At 65.0% G+C, this 13,720-nt stretch carries 13 protein-coding genes; 9 read left to right on the top strand and 4 right to left on the bottom strand.

Annotated features, from left to right (window positions below):
• Window positions 1-268 precede the first annotated feature (268 nt).
• Window positions 269-2,620 (bottom strand): LPS-assembly protein LptD, encoded by a 2,352-nt coding sequence (locus AC3EC3_RS05790; protein WP_488488670.1) that lies wholly within the window; start codon window positions 2,618-2,620, stop codon window positions 269-271.
• 104 nt (window positions 2,621-2,724) lie between these two features.
• Between AC3EC3_RS05790 and AC3EC3_RS05785 the strand changes: the two genes are divergently transcribed.
• Both AC3EC3_RS05785 and AC3EC3_RS05780 read left to right on the top strand, forming a co-directional pair.
• The gene (locus AC3EC3_RS05785; RefSeq protein ID WP_488488669.1) at window positions 2,725-4,185 is read left to right on the top strand and encodes a leucyl aminopeptidase; all 1,461 of its coding nucleotides are present in this window, start codon (window positions 2,725-2,727) and stop codon (window positions 4,183-4,185) included.
• A 72-nt stretch (window positions 4,186-4,257) separates the two neighbouring features.
• A complete protein-coding gene (locus AC3EC3_RS05780; protein WP_488488668.1) occupies window positions 4,258-4,707 on the top strand; it encodes a DNA polymerase III subunit chi in 450 nt (149 codons plus the stop codon).
• A gap of 75 nt (window positions 4,708-4,782) precedes the next feature.
• Here AC3EC3_RS05780 and AC3EC3_RS05775 read toward each other — a convergent pair whose 3' ends face one another.
• Window positions 4,783-5,115, bottom strand: coding sequence for a hypothetical protein (locus AC3EC3_RS05775; protein ID WP_488488667.1), 333 nt, complete (start codon window positions 5,113-5,115; stop codon window positions 4,783-4,785).
• Window positions 5,116-5,354: 239 nt separating this feature from the next.
• Here AC3EC3_RS05775 and ndk point away from each other — a divergent pair, with 239 nt between their 5' ends.
• From ndk to AC3EC3_RS05760, 3 genes are all read left to right on the top strand, one after another.
• Entirely contained in the window at window positions 5,355-5,777 is a 423-nt protein-coding gene (gene ndk, locus AC3EC3_RS05770) for a nucleoside-diphosphate kinase (RefSeq protein ID WP_260923326.1), read from the top strand.
• 307 nt (window positions 5,778-6,084) lie between these two features.
• Window positions 6,085-6,507 (top strand): GlcG/HbpS family heme-binding protein, encoded by a 423-nt coding sequence (locus tag AC3EC3_RS05765; RefSeq protein WP_488488666.1) that lies wholly within the window; start codon window positions 6,085-6,087, stop codon window positions 6,505-6,507.
• A complete protein-coding gene (locus AC3EC3_RS05760; RefSeq protein WP_488488665.1) occupies window positions 6,504-7,238 on the top strand; it encodes an SDR family NAD(P)-dependent oxidoreductase in 735 nt (244 codons plus the stop codon). The genes AC3EC3_RS05765 and AC3EC3_RS05760 overlap by 4 nt, the downstream gene beginning before the upstream one ends.
• 15 nt (window positions 7,239-7,253) lie before the next feature.
• Here the strand turns inward: AC3EC3_RS05760 and purN are convergent, their stop codons facing one another.
• Window positions 7,254-8,204, bottom strand: coding sequence for a phosphoribosylglycinamide formyltransferase (gene purN / locus AC3EC3_RS05755; protein WP_488488664.1), 951 nt, complete (start codon window positions 8,202-8,204; stop codon window positions 7,254-7,256).
• Between the two features lie 203 nt (window positions 8,205-8,407).
• Between purN and AC3EC3_RS05750 the strand changes: the two genes are divergently transcribed.
• Window positions 8,408-9,502 (top strand): AI-2E family transporter, encoded by a 1,095-nt coding sequence (locus AC3EC3_RS05750; protein ID WP_488488663.1) that lies wholly within the window; start codon window positions 8,408-8,410, stop codon window positions 9,500-9,502.
• 109 nt (window positions 9,503-9,611) lie between these two features.
• Here AC3EC3_RS05750 and purM read toward each other — a convergent pair whose 3' ends face one another.
• Window positions 9,612-10,715, bottom strand: a complete 1,104-nt coding sequence (purM, locus tag AC3EC3_RS05745; RefSeq protein WP_488488662.1) for a phosphoribosylformylglycinamidine cyclo-ligase — start codon at window positions 10,713-10,715, stop codon at window positions 9,612-9,614.
• Between the two features lie 186 nt (window positions 10,716-10,901).
• Here purM and AC3EC3_RS05740 point away from each other — a divergent pair, with 186 nt between their 5' ends.
• From AC3EC3_RS05740 to epsC, 3 genes are all read left to right on the top strand, one after another.
• Complete coding sequence (locus AC3EC3_RS05740; RefSeq protein ID WP_488488661.1) at window positions 10,902-12,227, top strand: heavy-metal-associated domain-containing protein; 1,326 nt, start codon at window positions 10,902-10,904, stop codon at window positions 12,225-12,227.
• A gap of 38 nt (window positions 12,228-12,265) precedes the next feature.
• Window positions 12,266-12,877, top strand: coding sequence for a P-loop NTPase family protein (locus AC3EC3_RS05735; RefSeq protein WP_488488660.1), 612 nt, complete (start codon window positions 12,266-12,268; stop codon window positions 12,875-12,877).
• An 84-nt stretch (window positions 12,878-12,961) separates the two neighbouring features.
• Complete coding sequence (gene epsC / locus AC3EC3_RS05730) at window positions 12,962-13,678, top strand: serine O-acetyltransferase EpsC (protein ID WP_488488659.1); 717 nt, start codon at window positions 12,962-12,964, stop codon at window positions 13,676-13,678.
• The last annotated feature ends 42 nt before the right edge of the window (window positions 13,679-13,720 follow it).

Below are 13,720 nucleotides of genomic sequence, written 5' to 3'. Positions count from 1 at the left end.
GCTTCAGGAACCTGCTGCGAGTGAATGCTTGCACCGTTTAATCAATCCCGTCTTCGACCCGCCCCGAACCTGACATGAAGGTTGCCGGGGCCTGAAATCCGTTAATCCTGCCGCTTCGACCGCTTGGGAAACCCGCGCCCCGCAGCCGGACATGGCGTGTGAAAATCGTGCCGCGCGGCGGCTTAACGCAAAATGAGCATAGCGGATAGCGCCTTTGCGCAAGGCTGCCAATGGTGCGCCGACCTGCGGTGCATGGTTCGCGGTCCGATCAGCGATTCCCCAAATTCTTCAGCGCGAAGCTGACCATGAAAGAGTCGCCGCGCTTGGCGTCGCCGTTGGTGATGTAGTTGCGTCGCCAGGTAAGGGCGATCTGCATGCAGTCATCCTCGTAGGCGACGCCCATGCGCGTGCGCAGTGGCTGGAAGCCGTTCGAGCCATATGTCGGATCGTCCGCGCTGTTGGTCAGGTTGATGACCGTCGAGCCGAACATCGACCAGTAGCGGTGGAAAGCCGCGCGCGCGGCTACGCGAACTTCCTCGCGGTCCTGCAGATCCTCGATCGTTTCGTTGATATTGCGATCGAGCTTGGTGTAGCCGACTTCGAGATAAGTCTTCGTCGAGCCGACCGAGGCGTCGATCTCGTTGCGGCGCACCGCCATCGTGTCCTTGTCGAGACGGAAACGGTGAATGAGGCTGACGAAGTCGCGATAGCGGATTTCGGTGCGGCCCACGATATCGGAAAGCGTGCCGCTGAAGCCGGTTCCCTGCGGCATGCCGCTGGTGTCGCGGGTCAGCCGCACCGACTGGCCGATATTGGTCTTGATTTTCCAGCGCGGTCTCTCGAACTGCCAGTCGAACCCGTAGGTCAGCCGCACGCCGTCCTCGACCCGGTCTTCGCCCGGATAGCGGTTGAGCGAGAACAGGTTGTCGTCTTCCAGCTCGATCGAACGCGAATCCTCGTCGGGGATCGAGAGGTTCTTGGTCTTGGGTGTCGCCACCAGCTGGATGCGCGGTGTGAAGACCTGCGTGCCGCCCCAGACCGCACCGACCAGCGGCCATTTCACGTCGACCGCTGCGGTTGCCACGACACGGCCCTGCCAGCCAGGCGAACCGGCGTAGAGTGCGGTATCGTTGAGATCGTTATCGCTGGAGTGATAGACGTCGCCGCGCACGAGGCCGGTGAAGACCACTTCCTGCCCCCACGGCGTCAGTTTTCGCAGCGACCATTGCGCCTTGGCGAAGGCGCGCTGGGTGTCCTGCCCTTGACTGCGCTGGATGCCGAGCGTGTTGAGTTCGGTCTCGAACACGCCGCCCAGCAGCGGATCGTTGAAGCGATGGCGGTAATCGATGACCGGCAGGGCGACCGGAATCTGCCCTTGCGCAGTGTCGGCGATCATCGTCTGCGTGGCGTAGGCGCCGATCGACAGGTAGCTGTCCTGATCGATCCGCTCGACATTCACCATCGAGCGCAGGCGATCGTCGTCGCTGATGTTGTAGCGGCGCAGGAACGTGCGGTCGGTCGCCCGGCGCAGCGAGAACGTGACGCTCCAGTTCGGATCGAGCTGGAACTTGCCGTTTGCGAAAATGTAGCCACGCAGCGCGTTCTCGCTGTCGGGCGTGGTGATGTCGTCGATCGAGGTGCGCTTGCTCGACGTCAGGTAGCCGGTGATCTGGAACGCGCCCTTGCTGGTAAGTTGGCGGTATTCCAGTTCGCCCATCGGCGCACTGTTGGTGAACAGGGTGCCGGTAGCGGTGAGATCCTTGTCGGGCGCGATCTTCCAGTAATAGGTGCTGCTGACGGCAAGCCCGTTCGATGCGCTCGATCCCACGTTGGGCATCAGGAAGCCCGAGACGGATCCGCCGTCTGTGCTGACCGTCACGCCGAACAACGGGATCTGCACGGCGTTGAACAGTTCGAGCCGCGCGTGGTGGAAGCTGACGCGCTGCATCGTCTCGCTGTACGTTACCTTGTCGGCGAGAATCTTCCACGTTGGCTGACGCGGGCAGCCGTTGGGGCCGATCACATCGCAGCCAGTATAGGCCGCGCGGTTCAGCGTGACATCGCCATTGGCGTTACGCTGGCCGGAGTTAGCCGCAAGGCGGCCGCCTTCGCGCAGCGCGAGAAGCAGGTTCTGCATCGCGCCGGTCTTGAATTCGTCGGTCAATTCGGCGCTGTCGGTGTAGACTTGGTTGCCGTTCTCATCGACCATGCGGACATTGCCGGTGGCGAAAATCTTGCCGTTGGTGCGGTTCCACGTCACCTTGTCGGCACGGACGGACTGTTCCTGACGGCGGAGCACGACATTGCCGGTGGCGGTGACCGTATCGCCGTTTTTGTCGTACTGGACGTTGTCCGCCTCGAACGCGACGGGAATCGCATTGGGATCGGTGGATGCCGGCGGCGCAGGCGGCTGGCCAGGGATCGGTCCGCTTTCCACCGGGCGCATGAGATCCTGCGCGAAGGCGGCGGTCGAGCCGAAGCCTGCGGTGAGTCCTACGACCAGAGCGCCCACAGAAAGCGGACGCAGCACAAGCGAGCGTTTACCCGAAAGGGAGTATCGCGAACGGAGCCCGGAACGAAGGATAAGGGCTTGGCGTGGTGTCGGCACGGCAGGGAGCATGGGTTGCCTATCGCACCGCACGTGCCTAACTGCAATCCGCAGTTGCGGTGAAGCGCACAACGATGCGTGTTCGCCGGTGCCGCTCGCGATTTTCAGGAGTCTTCATGCATATCCAGTTCCTCGATGCCGCCACGCCTTCGGCCGGTCTTCTCGTCAGCCTCGTGAATCAGGATGCACTGCCTGCCGCCATCGAGCCGGTGCTGGCCGAAGGCGCACGCCGTTCGCGCTTCGCGGGCAAGGCGGGGCAGGTCTTCGAAGGCTTCGCCGAGCGTGAGGGCAAGGTTGTGCGCGTGGCGCTGGCGGGCCTTGGTGCTGCCGATGCCGCAGACCGCGCCGAAGCCGCCGAAAAGGGCGCTGCTGCTGTGGTCGCGCGCTATCTCGTTTCGGGCGAGACTTCGCTCGCGCTCGATTTCACCGATGCCGGTCTGACGGCTGAGGAAGCCTCGCGCGCGGTGCTTGCGGCCTCGCTGCGTTCGTGGCGCCATGATGTCTATCGTACCAAGCTGCCCGAAGATGCGCGTCCCAGCCTCACTACCATCGAAGTGATCGGCGCGCCCGAAGGCACCGAGGCGCTGTGGTCGGTCGAAGCGGCGCTGGCCGAGGGCGTGGCCTTCACCCGCGAACTCGTGACCGAGCCTGCCAACATCATCTATCCCGAAAGCTTCGTCGCCCGCTGTCAGGCGCGCATGGCCGACACCGGCCTGAAGATTCGCGTGCTGGGCGTCGAAGAGATGACCGCGCTCGGCATGGGTGCGCTCCTTGGCGTTGCGCAGGGTTCGGTGAAGCCCGCGCAGCTTCTGGTGATGGAATGGAACGGCGGTGCTGAAGGACAGGCCCCGGTCGCCTTCGTCGGCAAGGGCGTGTGCTTCGACACCGGGGGTATCTCGATCAAGCCCGCAGCCGGCATGGAAGACATGAAGTGGGACATGGGCGGCGCAGGTGCTGTTGCAGGCACCATGCTCGCGCTCGCCAAGCGCGGCGCCAAGGCGAACGTCGTGGGCGTGTGCGGCCTTGTTGAGAACATGCCCGACGGCAATGCCCAGCGTCCGGGTGACGTCGTTACCTCGATGTCGGGCCAGACCATCGAGGTCATCAACACCGACGCCGAGGGTCGGCTGGTGCTCTGCGACGCGCTCACCTGGGTCCAGCGCGAGTACAAGCCCGCCCGCATCATCGACCTTGCCACGCTGACCGGCGCGATTATCCTCAGCCTCGCGCACGAATACGCAGGGCTGTTCACCAATGACGATACGCTGGCCGCCGATCTGACCGCAGCAGGCAATGCCTCGGGCGACCGCCTGTGGCGCATGCCGATGGGTCCGGCCTACGACAAGATGATCGACAGCCCGATCGCCGACATCAAGAACGTCGGCCCGCGCTGGGGCGGATCGATCACCGCCGCGCAGTTCCTTCAGCGCTTCATCGAGAACGGCACCCCCTGGGCGCACCTCGACATCGCGGGCACGGTGTGGACCGACAAGCCGGGCGCGACGTGGGACAAGGGCGCTTCGGGCTTCGGCGTGCGCCTGCTCGACCGTCTGGTCCGCGATACGCTGGAAGGCTGAGCCTTACGGGGATGATGTGCCGGGGCGGGTTTGCGCTCGCTCCGGCCTCATCCTTCAGGATACGACTGACATATGCGCGTCGACTTCTACCAACTGAGCCAGGATCCGGCCGAGATCGCGCTGGCGCAGATTGCCCCCAAGGTGCTCGAATCTGGCGCGCGCCTGCTTGTCGTTGCCGAGAGCGAGGACTTGCGCGAGCGGATCGACCGCGCGCTGTGGTCCGCCCGCCCCGACAGCTTCGTGCCCCACGGGCGCGACAGCGAGCCCCATGCCCAGCGGCAACCGGTGCTGATCTCGGAGCGCCTCGATCCCGCCAGCGCGCCTGCCAACGGCGCCACCTGCCTCGCGCTCGCCGACGGCCGGTGGCGCGAGAGCGATACCCCGTTCGAACGGGTGTTCTTCTTCTTCGATGCCGACACCCTCCAGCACGCCCGAGAGATGTGGGTGGCGATGCGCAGCCGCGAAGGCGTGGAGCACAACTTCTGGCGGCAGGAAAACGGCCGCTGGGTCAAGGCGGCCTGAGGGGAGGGGGCTGGGAAAAGGAAGCCGCAGGGAATTTGCGTTGGAAGCGGACTTTCCGCAAATCGCCCAAGTCAGTCATTTGGGCCGGTGAAATATACGCTTGATAGCTGACCACAGCCCTGTTCTTGTTCGTGGCTCAATAATAGGGAATTTGAAGTCCCAACTGCGATCCTTTGCAGGTTCATCGTTGATTAGATATTCGATGCCATCAATATCGCCTTCCGGCCATACGATAATCTCTTTGTCGCTAATCCATTCAATTTCGGCAGCATCGCCAGTGTCCGGACCATTCCACGTCAGCGTTAATCGATCGTCCGGTAAAAGCTCAAAACAATAAGGCCAAGGCTCAACTGATACGTAGATTGGCCACGTTTTTTCGTTGATAAATGTTCGCTGCGTTAAAGTCATTTGTTTGGCTTATCGCATTCCCTTGCGTCAGCCAAATGTCTGGGTTGCCCGTCTCTACTTGCGGAAGGGGCCTTTCCGCAAAACCCCCATCGTTGACGTCCGCGGCGCCGGTTGGTTTTACCGACCACCACCGCCTCTCGTCCACAATCCCCACTCCCGATCAGCGCGTGCTTGCCGCCTTGGCAATTCCCGGCTAGGGGCGCGCGCAACTTTCCTCCTTATCACCAAGGACACTTCCCATGGCGCTGACCCGCACCTTTTCGATCATCAAGCCCGACGCCACCCGCCGCAACCTGACCGGCGCGGTCACTAAGATGCTTGAGGAAGCCGGCCTGCGCGTCGTCGCCTCGAAGCGCATCCAGATGACCAAGGAACAGGCCGAGGGCTTCTACGCCGTTCACGCCGAGCGTCCCTTCTTCGGTGACCTGGTCTCGTTCATGATCTCGGGCCCGGTCGTCGTGCAGGTTCTCGAAGGCGAAGACGCCGTGAAGCGCAACCGCGACATCATGGGCGCCACCAACCCCGAGAACGCCGATGCCGGCACCATCCGCAAGGAACTCGCCGAGTCGATCGAAGCCAATTCGGTCCACGGTTCGGACTCGGAAGAGAATGCCGCGATCGAGATCGCCTACTTCTTCAAGCCGGAAGAGATCGTCGGCTGATTTCAGAGCATTTTCTAATCAGGTGGAATCACCTGATGGCTCGGAAAATGCGACTGCTCCAGCCTGACCTTTCCGGTTGGAAAACACGAAAGGCCGTCCCGCAAGGGGCGGCCTTTTTTGGTACTGCGCGGTCCGTCTGGGGGATGCTTGTCCGGAACGCGGGGGCGGTTGCACTTTTACGTGCTGGACAGATACCAATTGGTATTTAAATTCGTCGGCAAGGGCTCTCGCCCGATGGAAGCTGCTGCAAGGATGCTCTGCCGATGATCTTCGTTTCCCCATCGCTCGCCGCGCGAGGTGTCGCGCGATGAGCTATCGCACCACACTCGACACGCTGACGCTGGCCGCTGCCGACCGGCTGGCCGATCTCGCGATCGTGGAGGCCTCTGCACGCGGCCACCGGATCTGCATTGCGGTGGCTGATATCGCCGGGCAACTGCTGGCGTTTCGCCGCATGGACGGTGCGGTTCCGGTCGCGATCGAGGTCGCCATCGGCAAGGCGCGGACTTCGGCGCTGTTTCGCAAGCCGCTCCATCTGTTCGAGGGCATGATCGATGCGGGCAAGGCCTCGATGCTCTCGGTCCCCGGTGCCGTGCCCTTGGCAGGCGGCGTTCCGGTTGCGATCGACGGTGAGGTGCTGGGCGCCATCGGTGTCAGCGGTGCCACCGGAGAGGAAGACGAGGCGATGGCGCAAGCCGTGCTCGCTGCGTTCGCGGGAGCAACGGCATGAGCGGCGTGCTGAAAAACAAGAGCGTCCTGGTTATCGGCGGCACTTCGGGTTTCGGCCTTGAAGTGGCGCATCAGGCAGCGGGCGAAGGCGCAAGGCTGCTGCTGGTCGGGCGGGACGAGGCGAAAGTCGGCGAGGTGTTGCAACGCTTCCGGGCCGAGGGTGTCGGCGCTGAGGGCGCGGCGCTCGATGCCACCGACAGCGCGGCGCTGGAGGCGTTCCTTGTACGGCATGGCCCGGTCGACCATCTTGTCTCGACCGTGGGCGGAGCGATGGGTGGTGGTTTCCTGACCGCAGAGGTGAAGGACATCCGCGAAACTGTCGAAGGCAAGGTGTTCGCGGCGATGACAATCGCCCGTGCCGCCGCGTCGCACATCAACGACGGCGGCAGCATGACCTTCACCGGCGGCTCGGGTGGGCGGCCTGACAATGCCTCAGGGGCCTATCTCGGCAATATCGGTATCGCCGCGCTGGTGCGAGGACTTGGCGTGGAGCTGGCGGGGCGGAACATCCGCGCCAATGCCGTCGCGCCGACCTGGACGCCCACGCCGCTGTGGCGCGCGATGGAGCCTGCGCAGGTCGAGGATATCCGCGCCAGCTTCGCCTCACGTATTCCGCTGGGCCGCGTGGCGCAGGTTCCGGAAATCGCCGAGGCCTACCTGTTCCTGATGCGCTGCACTTTCATTACCGGCCAGACGCTGACCGTGGATGGCGGGCTCACGCTGGTCGAGTAAGGCAGGGGCGAAGTTTCAGAAGGCGTCGGCGGCGTCGAGGAGGACAGTGAGCTTCTTCGGCGCCACCGAGCGCCATGACCGGGCGATGCGCGCGGCGATGTCGTCCCAGTCGGTATCGCCCAGATCGAGGCAAATGCCGATCCAGCCGTCGCCGAAATAGGCGGGGCGGAAATAGCGCGCCTCGTCCTGCTCGATCAGCATGGCCTGCTCGTCCACGCCGTCGATCTTGACGAGCAGAGCCTTGCGCCCGTCTCCATGGTGATCGGCGCTGAACCAGGCGAACTTCTTGCCTTTGACGATGCCGAAGCAGGCCATGCCGTGGCTGACCGTTTCCTCCGCCTCGGGCATGGCCATGGCAAGATCGCGCACCCGCTCCAGCAGCCATTCCGCGCTGCTCTCGCGCGTGACGAGGTGGGCAAGGCAGCGCGAATAGAGCTGGTGCTCGGCGATCAGCACGCGGCCCGCGAGGCTGTCCGGCGTGTCTCCGGGCAGGATCGCGACCGGGGTCTGGCCCAGCATCGGGCCATCGTCGAGTTCTGCCGTGACGAGGTGGACGGTGACGCCGCCGTGGCTGTCACCAGCCTCGATGGCGCGCTCGTGGGTGTGCAGGCCGGTATACTTGGGCAGCAGTGAGGGGTGGATATTGACCATGCGGCCCTCCCACCCGGCCACGAATTCGGGCGTCAGGATGCGCATGTAGCCTGCCAGCGCCACCCACTGCGCGCCGCTTTTGCGGATTGCGGCGTCCATCGCCATGTCATGATCGGCGCGGGTCATGCCCTTGTGGCTGAGCGCGACGGTTGCCACGCCCTCTGCCGCTGCCAGCGCGAGGCCTCCGGCGTCTGCTTTGTTGCTAGCGACCAGCACGATCTCGTAAGGGCAATCTTCTGCGCGGCTGGCATAGAGCAGGGCGGCCATGTTGGTGCCGCTGCCCGAAATCAGCACGGCGACTTTCGAGCGGCTCATGCGCGGACCTCGCAGTGTGTCTTGCCGCAGCTTATCGGATTGCAGACACGGAACAGCACCGTTACCCGTACGTTTGCCATGGCGATGCGTTTCCTCCGATCCAGCCGCGCAAAACGCGCTTCCGCAATCCGGGCTCCCTATGCGTTCCCACCGTGTCGGGCAACTCCTGCCGCACGGTTGACCGCTTTGGAGACGCATTGCTGATGCGTGCCCCGTTTGCCCCGCGCGAGGAAGACCTGCCGTTCCTGCGAAGGCTCGGCTGGCTGGTGCTCGTCGTTCTCGCGCTGGCGCTGTTGTGGCGGGCGGGTAATCTGCTGCTGCTGGCGTTCGGATCGGTGCTGGGCGCTGTCATGTTTCGCAGCGCTGCGCGGCTGCTGCAACGGCTGGGCCTGAAGAACTGGCCGCTCGCGCTGGGGTTCGGCACGCTGATGGTCCTCGCGCTGTTCGGCGCTATTGGTTATTTGCTGACCGTGCAGTTCGGCAGCGAGTTGGCGGGAATGCTCGGCAACTTGCCGGGTACCATCGCCAAGATCGAGGATGGCTTGTCCGAGAGCCCCGTGGGTGCTGCGGTGGTGCAGGCCTTCCGGGTGGCAACCGGCGGCAGCACGATCGCCACGCGCCTGAGTGATCTTGTGACCGGCGCGGGCGAGGTCATGCTCAATTTCGTGATCGTGATCGTCGGCGCGCTGTTCATTGCGGGCAATCCCGGCCCGTACCGGCGCGGTATCGTGGTGATGACGCCCAAACCTGCGCGTGAGACCATGGAGCGCGCGCTCGATCAGATCGCGGGCGCGCTGCGCCTCTGGCTCAAGGCCAAGCTGATCTCGATGACGTTCATGGCAGTGGTGATCGGCGGCTCGCTGTGGTTCGCAGGGCTCGAATCGTGGGCCTCGCTCGGCCTGCTCGGAGGACTCAGCGAGTTCGTGCCCTATGTCGGCCCGGCCATCGCCATGCTGCCCGCGATCGGTCTTGCCGCCGCGGCGGGCGGCGACGTGCTGTGGCGCACCCTGGTCGCCTATCTGGCGGTACGGGTGATCGAGGGATGGGCGCTGACGCCGGTGGTCAATCGGCAGGTTGTCTCGATCCCGCCTGCGCTGACGCTGTTCACGATTCTGGGCGTTGGCCTGGTCTTCGGGCCTTACGGGGTGTTCTTCGCCGGGGCGCTGCTGATCGTCGCCTTCGTGGCTGTGCGCGAGTTCTATCTGCGCGACACGCTGGGCGAGGATATCGAAGGCATCCCCCGGCGCCATTCGCGCGAGAGCGAGGCTGAAGGCCTCGCTTCCTCGTCGCCGGACTGAGTTGCTCGCGCAAGCTCATCGCGTTTCCCATGCAAAACGGCGCCGGACCCTGATCGTGATCGAGGTCCGGCGCCGCTGAATTTCGGGCTCGGAAAGAAGCCGTAAGGCCTTACGCGTCGTGCCCGGCTTCCCAGGCGGCGCGGGCACTCCAGACTTCCGCGCTGCCCGTTACCGTGCAGCCGCGCTGGCCTTCGCGGATCTCGCCGATGCGGTGGACGGTCTCGCCTGCCGCTTCGAGCGCTTCGGTAACGCCAGCCACTTCGTTGGCCGAAACGGCCAGCACCATGCCGATGCCGCAGTTGAACGTGCGGGCCATCTCTGCCGGTTCGATGTTGCCCTGAGCCTGCAGGAACGCCATCAGGCGCGGCTGCTCCCAGCTGTCGACATCGACATGCGCGCGCAGGCCCTCGGGCAGGACGCGGGGGATGTTCTCCAGCAGGCCGCCGCCGGTGATGTGGGCGAGGGCGTGGATGCGGCCCGAGCGGACCAGCGGGAGCAGGCTCTTCACATAGATGCGCGTCGGCGCGATCAGTGCGTCGATCAGCAGCACGTCCTGATCGAACAGCGCCGGACGGTCGAGCTTCCAGCCCTTGTCTTCGGCGAGGCGACGCACCAGCGAATAACCGTTCGAGTGCACGCCCGAGGAGGCGAGGCCCAGCAGCACGTCGCCTGCTGCCACCTTGTCACCGGTCAGCTGCTCGCCGCGCTCGACCGCGCCGACGCAGAAGCCGGCAAGGTCATAGTCGCCAGCGGCATACATGCCGGGCATCTCGGCGGTTTCGCCGCCGATCAGGGCGCAGCCGGAAATCTTGCAGCCCTCGGCAATCCCTGCGACGACGCGCGTGGCGACGCCGTTCTCCAGCTTGCCGGTGGCGAAATAGTCGAGGAAGAACAGCGGCTCTGCGCCCTGCACGATGAGGTCGTTCACGCACATGGCGACAAGGTCGATGCCGATGTGATCGTGGCGGTCGAAGTCGATCGCGAGCTTGACCTTGGTGCCCACGCCGTCGTTCGCGGCAACCAGCAGGGGGTCCTTGTAACCGGCCGCGCGGGGATCGAAGAAGCCTCCGAAACCGCCGAGTTCGGCATCGGCGCCGGGGCGCGCAGTGGACTTGGCGAGCGGACCGATGGCCTTGACCAGCGCGTTGCCGGCAGCGATCGACACGCCGGCCTGCTCGTAGGAATAGCTCTTTGCGGGGGCTTCGTCTGACATGGCGCGCGCATAAGCTGCATTGGGGCGCGGATCAAGACGAACCGGATAAATGAGGCTTGTGGGGCAATATTGGACCGGTCGGAGGAAAAGGGCTGCCTTGCGCCGAAGTGCCGGGGTGTGGATAGCGTGGACAATTCCGGCTTGGAAATTCTCCGGGCATCGGCCACAAGGCCAGCCGGATTGCACATGGCAGACACCTTTTACAGGACATTCCGGCGGCTTGGCCGCAACGGAGCGGGCGCTTCCCGCAAGCGCTTCGGCAGCGGACGCGGAGTCGCGCTGGCGCTGGGCGGTGCGGGCGTATTGGCGCTGGGTGTCGTGGGGGGCTCGCAGCTCCTTGCGCAGATCGAGGGCGATCGCGGCATCGCGCCGCTGGCCAATTCCGAAGACATTCAGGTCAATAACATCAAGGTCGACGTCACCGGCAAGACCGGCGAAGACGCGCGTCAGGCCGGATGGAAACAGGCTGAACAGCTCGCCTGGAAGCAGATTGGCGGCCCGGCGATGCCGGTCGAATCGATCGATGCCATGGTCTCCTCGGTCGTCATCCAGCAGGAGCAGGTCGGCCCGCATCGTTATATCGCGACGCTGGGCGTGATCTTCGACAAGGCCAAGGCGGGTCAGTTCGTCGGCTCCAGCGGGCCGGTCTCGCGCTCGGCGCCGATGCTGGTGCTGCCGGTGCTCGATTCGGGCGGCGTGCGGCAGGTCTTCGAGGTGCGCGGCGTATGGCAGCGTGCCTGGGCTGAGTTCCAGACCTCGCAGAGCCCGGTGGACTATGTCCGCCCGGTCGGCTCGGGTGGCGAATCGCTGATCCTGACGGCAGGACAGTCCGGGCGGCGCAGCCGTCTGTGGTGGCGCACCGTGCTCGATCAGTTTTCCGCCGCCGATGTGGTGATCCCGGTCGCGCACCTGACGCGCGAATGGCCGGGCGGTCCGGTCCACGGCACGTTCACGGCGCGCTTCGGCCCGGACGATACCAGTCTTGGCAGCTTCGAGATGACCGCGCCGGACGATGACGCACTGCCCGCAATGTTGGCGCAGGCCGTCTCGCGCATCGACGGTATCTACCGGCAGGCGCTGATCGACGGGCGTCTTCGCCCCGATCCCACGCTGATGAGCAGCACGCTGGCGCTCGACAAGGCGTTTGCTGAACTCAAGACCAAACTGATGCCGGGCGGCAGCGCGGCGGTGGGTGGCGATATGGCCGCACCGCCGATTGCGATCACGCCCTCGGCACCTCCGGTCATCACGCCCGAAGTGACGATTCCCGTGCCGACCGCGACTGTCTCTGTCCAGTTCCCGTCGCCGGACGCGGGTGCGGTCGACGCTGCGCTGTCCGCCGTTCGCGGTGTTCAGGGCGTGCAGTCGGCCACGATGAGCAGCCTTGCCATGGGCGGCACTTCGGTGATGCGCGTGACGGCGGAGGGCGGCGAAGAGCGCCTGGCCGCCGGTCTTCGCACGCGGGGCTGGAAGGTCGCCGGGAGCGGCGGTATCCTGCGCATCTCGCGCTAGGGCACCGCAAGGCTACCTCCGGCGTTTCCTCCTCAGTCATGCGACAGATACCCCTTCCGCTGCCTACCGGGGCCGACCAGCCGACGCGCATCGTCGTGGGCGCCGCCAATATCGAGGCGGTCGATTCGATGATGCGGGCTGAGCACTGGCCGTTCCGTACGGCGATGCTCAGCGGCCCGGCCGCCTCGGGCAAGTCGCTGCTGGCGCGCTGGTTCGTCGAGAGCGGGCAGGGCGATGCCATCGATGATGCGCCCGATGTCCCCGAAGACGCGGTGTTCCACGCCTGGAACCGCGCGCAGGAGAGCGGGCGCCCGCTGCTGATCGTTTCGGCCGAGCCTTACGGTGCTGGCGAGGGGCACTGGAACGTCAAGCTGCCGGACCTGCGCTCGCGCCTTGGCGCGGCGTTGCAACTCCAGATCGGCGCGCCCGACGACGAGATGCTGGCCGATCTGATCGAAGTTCACGCTGAAGCGCGCGGTCTCGCGCTCGATCATGCCTCTACCGCCTATCTTGCAGGACGGGCCGAGCGTAGCCATCTGGGCGCCAGGCAACTGGTCGAGGTGATCGACCGGCTCAGTCTGGAGCGCAAGCAGCCGCCCACACAATCGATCCTGCGCGATGCGCTGGCCGAAGTGCGGGGGCAGGGGTGATCGGGCGGCATGAGGGTCGTATGGTCAGACGGGTCATTGCGGCCCGGACTTGCCAAAATGATGGTTTGATGGGAGTCTTGCGCCATGTTCGGTAATCTGACCCGCTATCTCGACTCCGTTGTCGCGCGCGATCCCGCGCCGCGTTCGCGTTGGGAAGTGCTGCTCTATCCGGGCGTGTGGGCACTGTTCTTCCACAAGATCGCGCATCGCCTGTTTCTGGCAGACCTGTTCTTCGCCGCCCGCGCGGTGAATCACTTCTCGCGCTTCATGACCGCGATCGACATCCATCCCGGCGCCACGATTGGGCGTAACTTCTTCATCGACCATGGTTTTACCGTAATCGGCGAGACGGCGCTCATCGGCGACAACGTGACGATCTACCAGTGCGTGACGCTGGGTGGCTCGAACCCTACCAATGGCAAGGGCGGCAAGCGCCACCCGACGCTGGAGGACAACGTGATCGTGGGTTCGGGCGCGCAGATCATCGGCCCTGTCACCATTGGCCGCCGTGCGCGCATCGGCGCCAGCGCCGTCGTGACCGAGAACGTGCCCGAAGGCGCGACGATGATCGGCGTCAAGGCGCGCTCCACGCTCGTCGCCGCAGAGACGTATGCGCGCGAATTCATGCCCTATGGTACGCCTTGCAAGGAACCTTGCGAGCCTGCCCCCAACCAGCGGGTCGACGAGCTGGAAGAGCAGGTCGAGGCGCTGCGCCGTCAGGTCGAGGCGCTTGTCAGCGAGCGTGCCCTTGAGCAGGCCGAGGCTGTGCCGGTGGAACAGCTCGTCCACAAGAACGCCTGAGGTCGATGGTTTCCGGCCCCACAGGACCCAGCGCCAGCGTCG

The sequence above is a fragment of the Novosphingobium sp. BAM6 genome, from assembly GCF_057784955.1.
Note: the sequence above shows the minus strand (reverse complement) of the source record. Positions and strands in the feature narration are given on the sequence as shown.

What these genes read in the sequence shown, in the direction of transcription:
- AC3EC3_RS05775 (WP_488488667.1), bottom strand. Translation starts at nt 5,115, where the DNA reads ATGACTTTAACGCAGCGAACATTTATCAACGAAAAAACGTGGCCAATC.
- AC3EC3_RS05740 (WP_488488661.1), top strand. Translation starts at nt 10,902, where the DNA reads ATGGCAGACACCTTTTACAGGACATTCCGGCGGCTTGGCCGCAACGGA.
- AC3EC3_RS05765 (WP_488488666.1), top strand. Translation starts at nt 6,085, where the DNA reads ATGAGCTATCGCACCACACTCGACACGCTGACGCTGGCCGCTGCCGAC.
- purN (WP_488488664.1), bottom strand. Translation starts at nt 8,204, where the DNA reads ATGAGCCGCTCGAAAGTCGCCGTGCTGATTTCGGGCAGCGGCACCAAC.
- epsC (WP_488488659.1), top strand. Translation starts at nt 12,962, where the DNA reads ATGTTCGGTAATCTGACCCGCTATCTCGACTCCGTTGTCGCGCGCGAT.
- AC3EC3_RS05785 (WP_488488669.1), top strand. Translation starts at nt 2,725, where the DNA reads ATGCATATCCAGTTCCTCGATGCCGCCACGCCTTCGGCCGGTCTTCTC.
- ndk (WP_260923326.1), top strand. Translation starts at nt 5,355, where the DNA reads ATGGCGCTGACCCGCACCTTTTCGATCATCAAGCCCGACGCCACCCGC.
- AC3EC3_RS05735 (WP_488488660.1), top strand. Translation starts at nt 12,266, where the DNA reads ATGCGACAGATACCCCTTCCGCTGCCTACCGGGGCCGACCAGCCGACG.
- AC3EC3_RS05760 (WP_488488665.1), top strand. Translation starts at nt 6,504, where the DNA reads ATGAGCGGCGTGCTGAAAAACAAGAGCGTCCTGGTTATCGGCGGCACT.
- AC3EC3_RS05750 (WP_488488663.1), top strand. Translation starts at nt 8,408, where the DNA reads ATGCGTGCCCCGTTTGCCCCGCGCGAGGAAGACCTGCCGTTCCTGCGA.
- AC3EC3_RS05780 (WP_488488668.1), top strand. Translation starts at nt 4,258, where the DNA reads ATGCGCGTCGACTTCTACCAACTGAGCCAGGATCCGGCCGAGATCGCG.
- purM (WP_488488662.1), bottom strand. Translation starts at nt 10,715, where the DNA reads ATGTCAGACGAAGCCCCCGCAAAGAGCTATTCCTACGAGCAGGCCGGC.
- AC3EC3_RS05790 (WP_488488670.1), bottom strand. Translation starts at nt 2,620, where the DNA reads ATGCTCCCTGCCGTGCCGACACCACGCCAAGCCCTTATCCTTCGTTCC.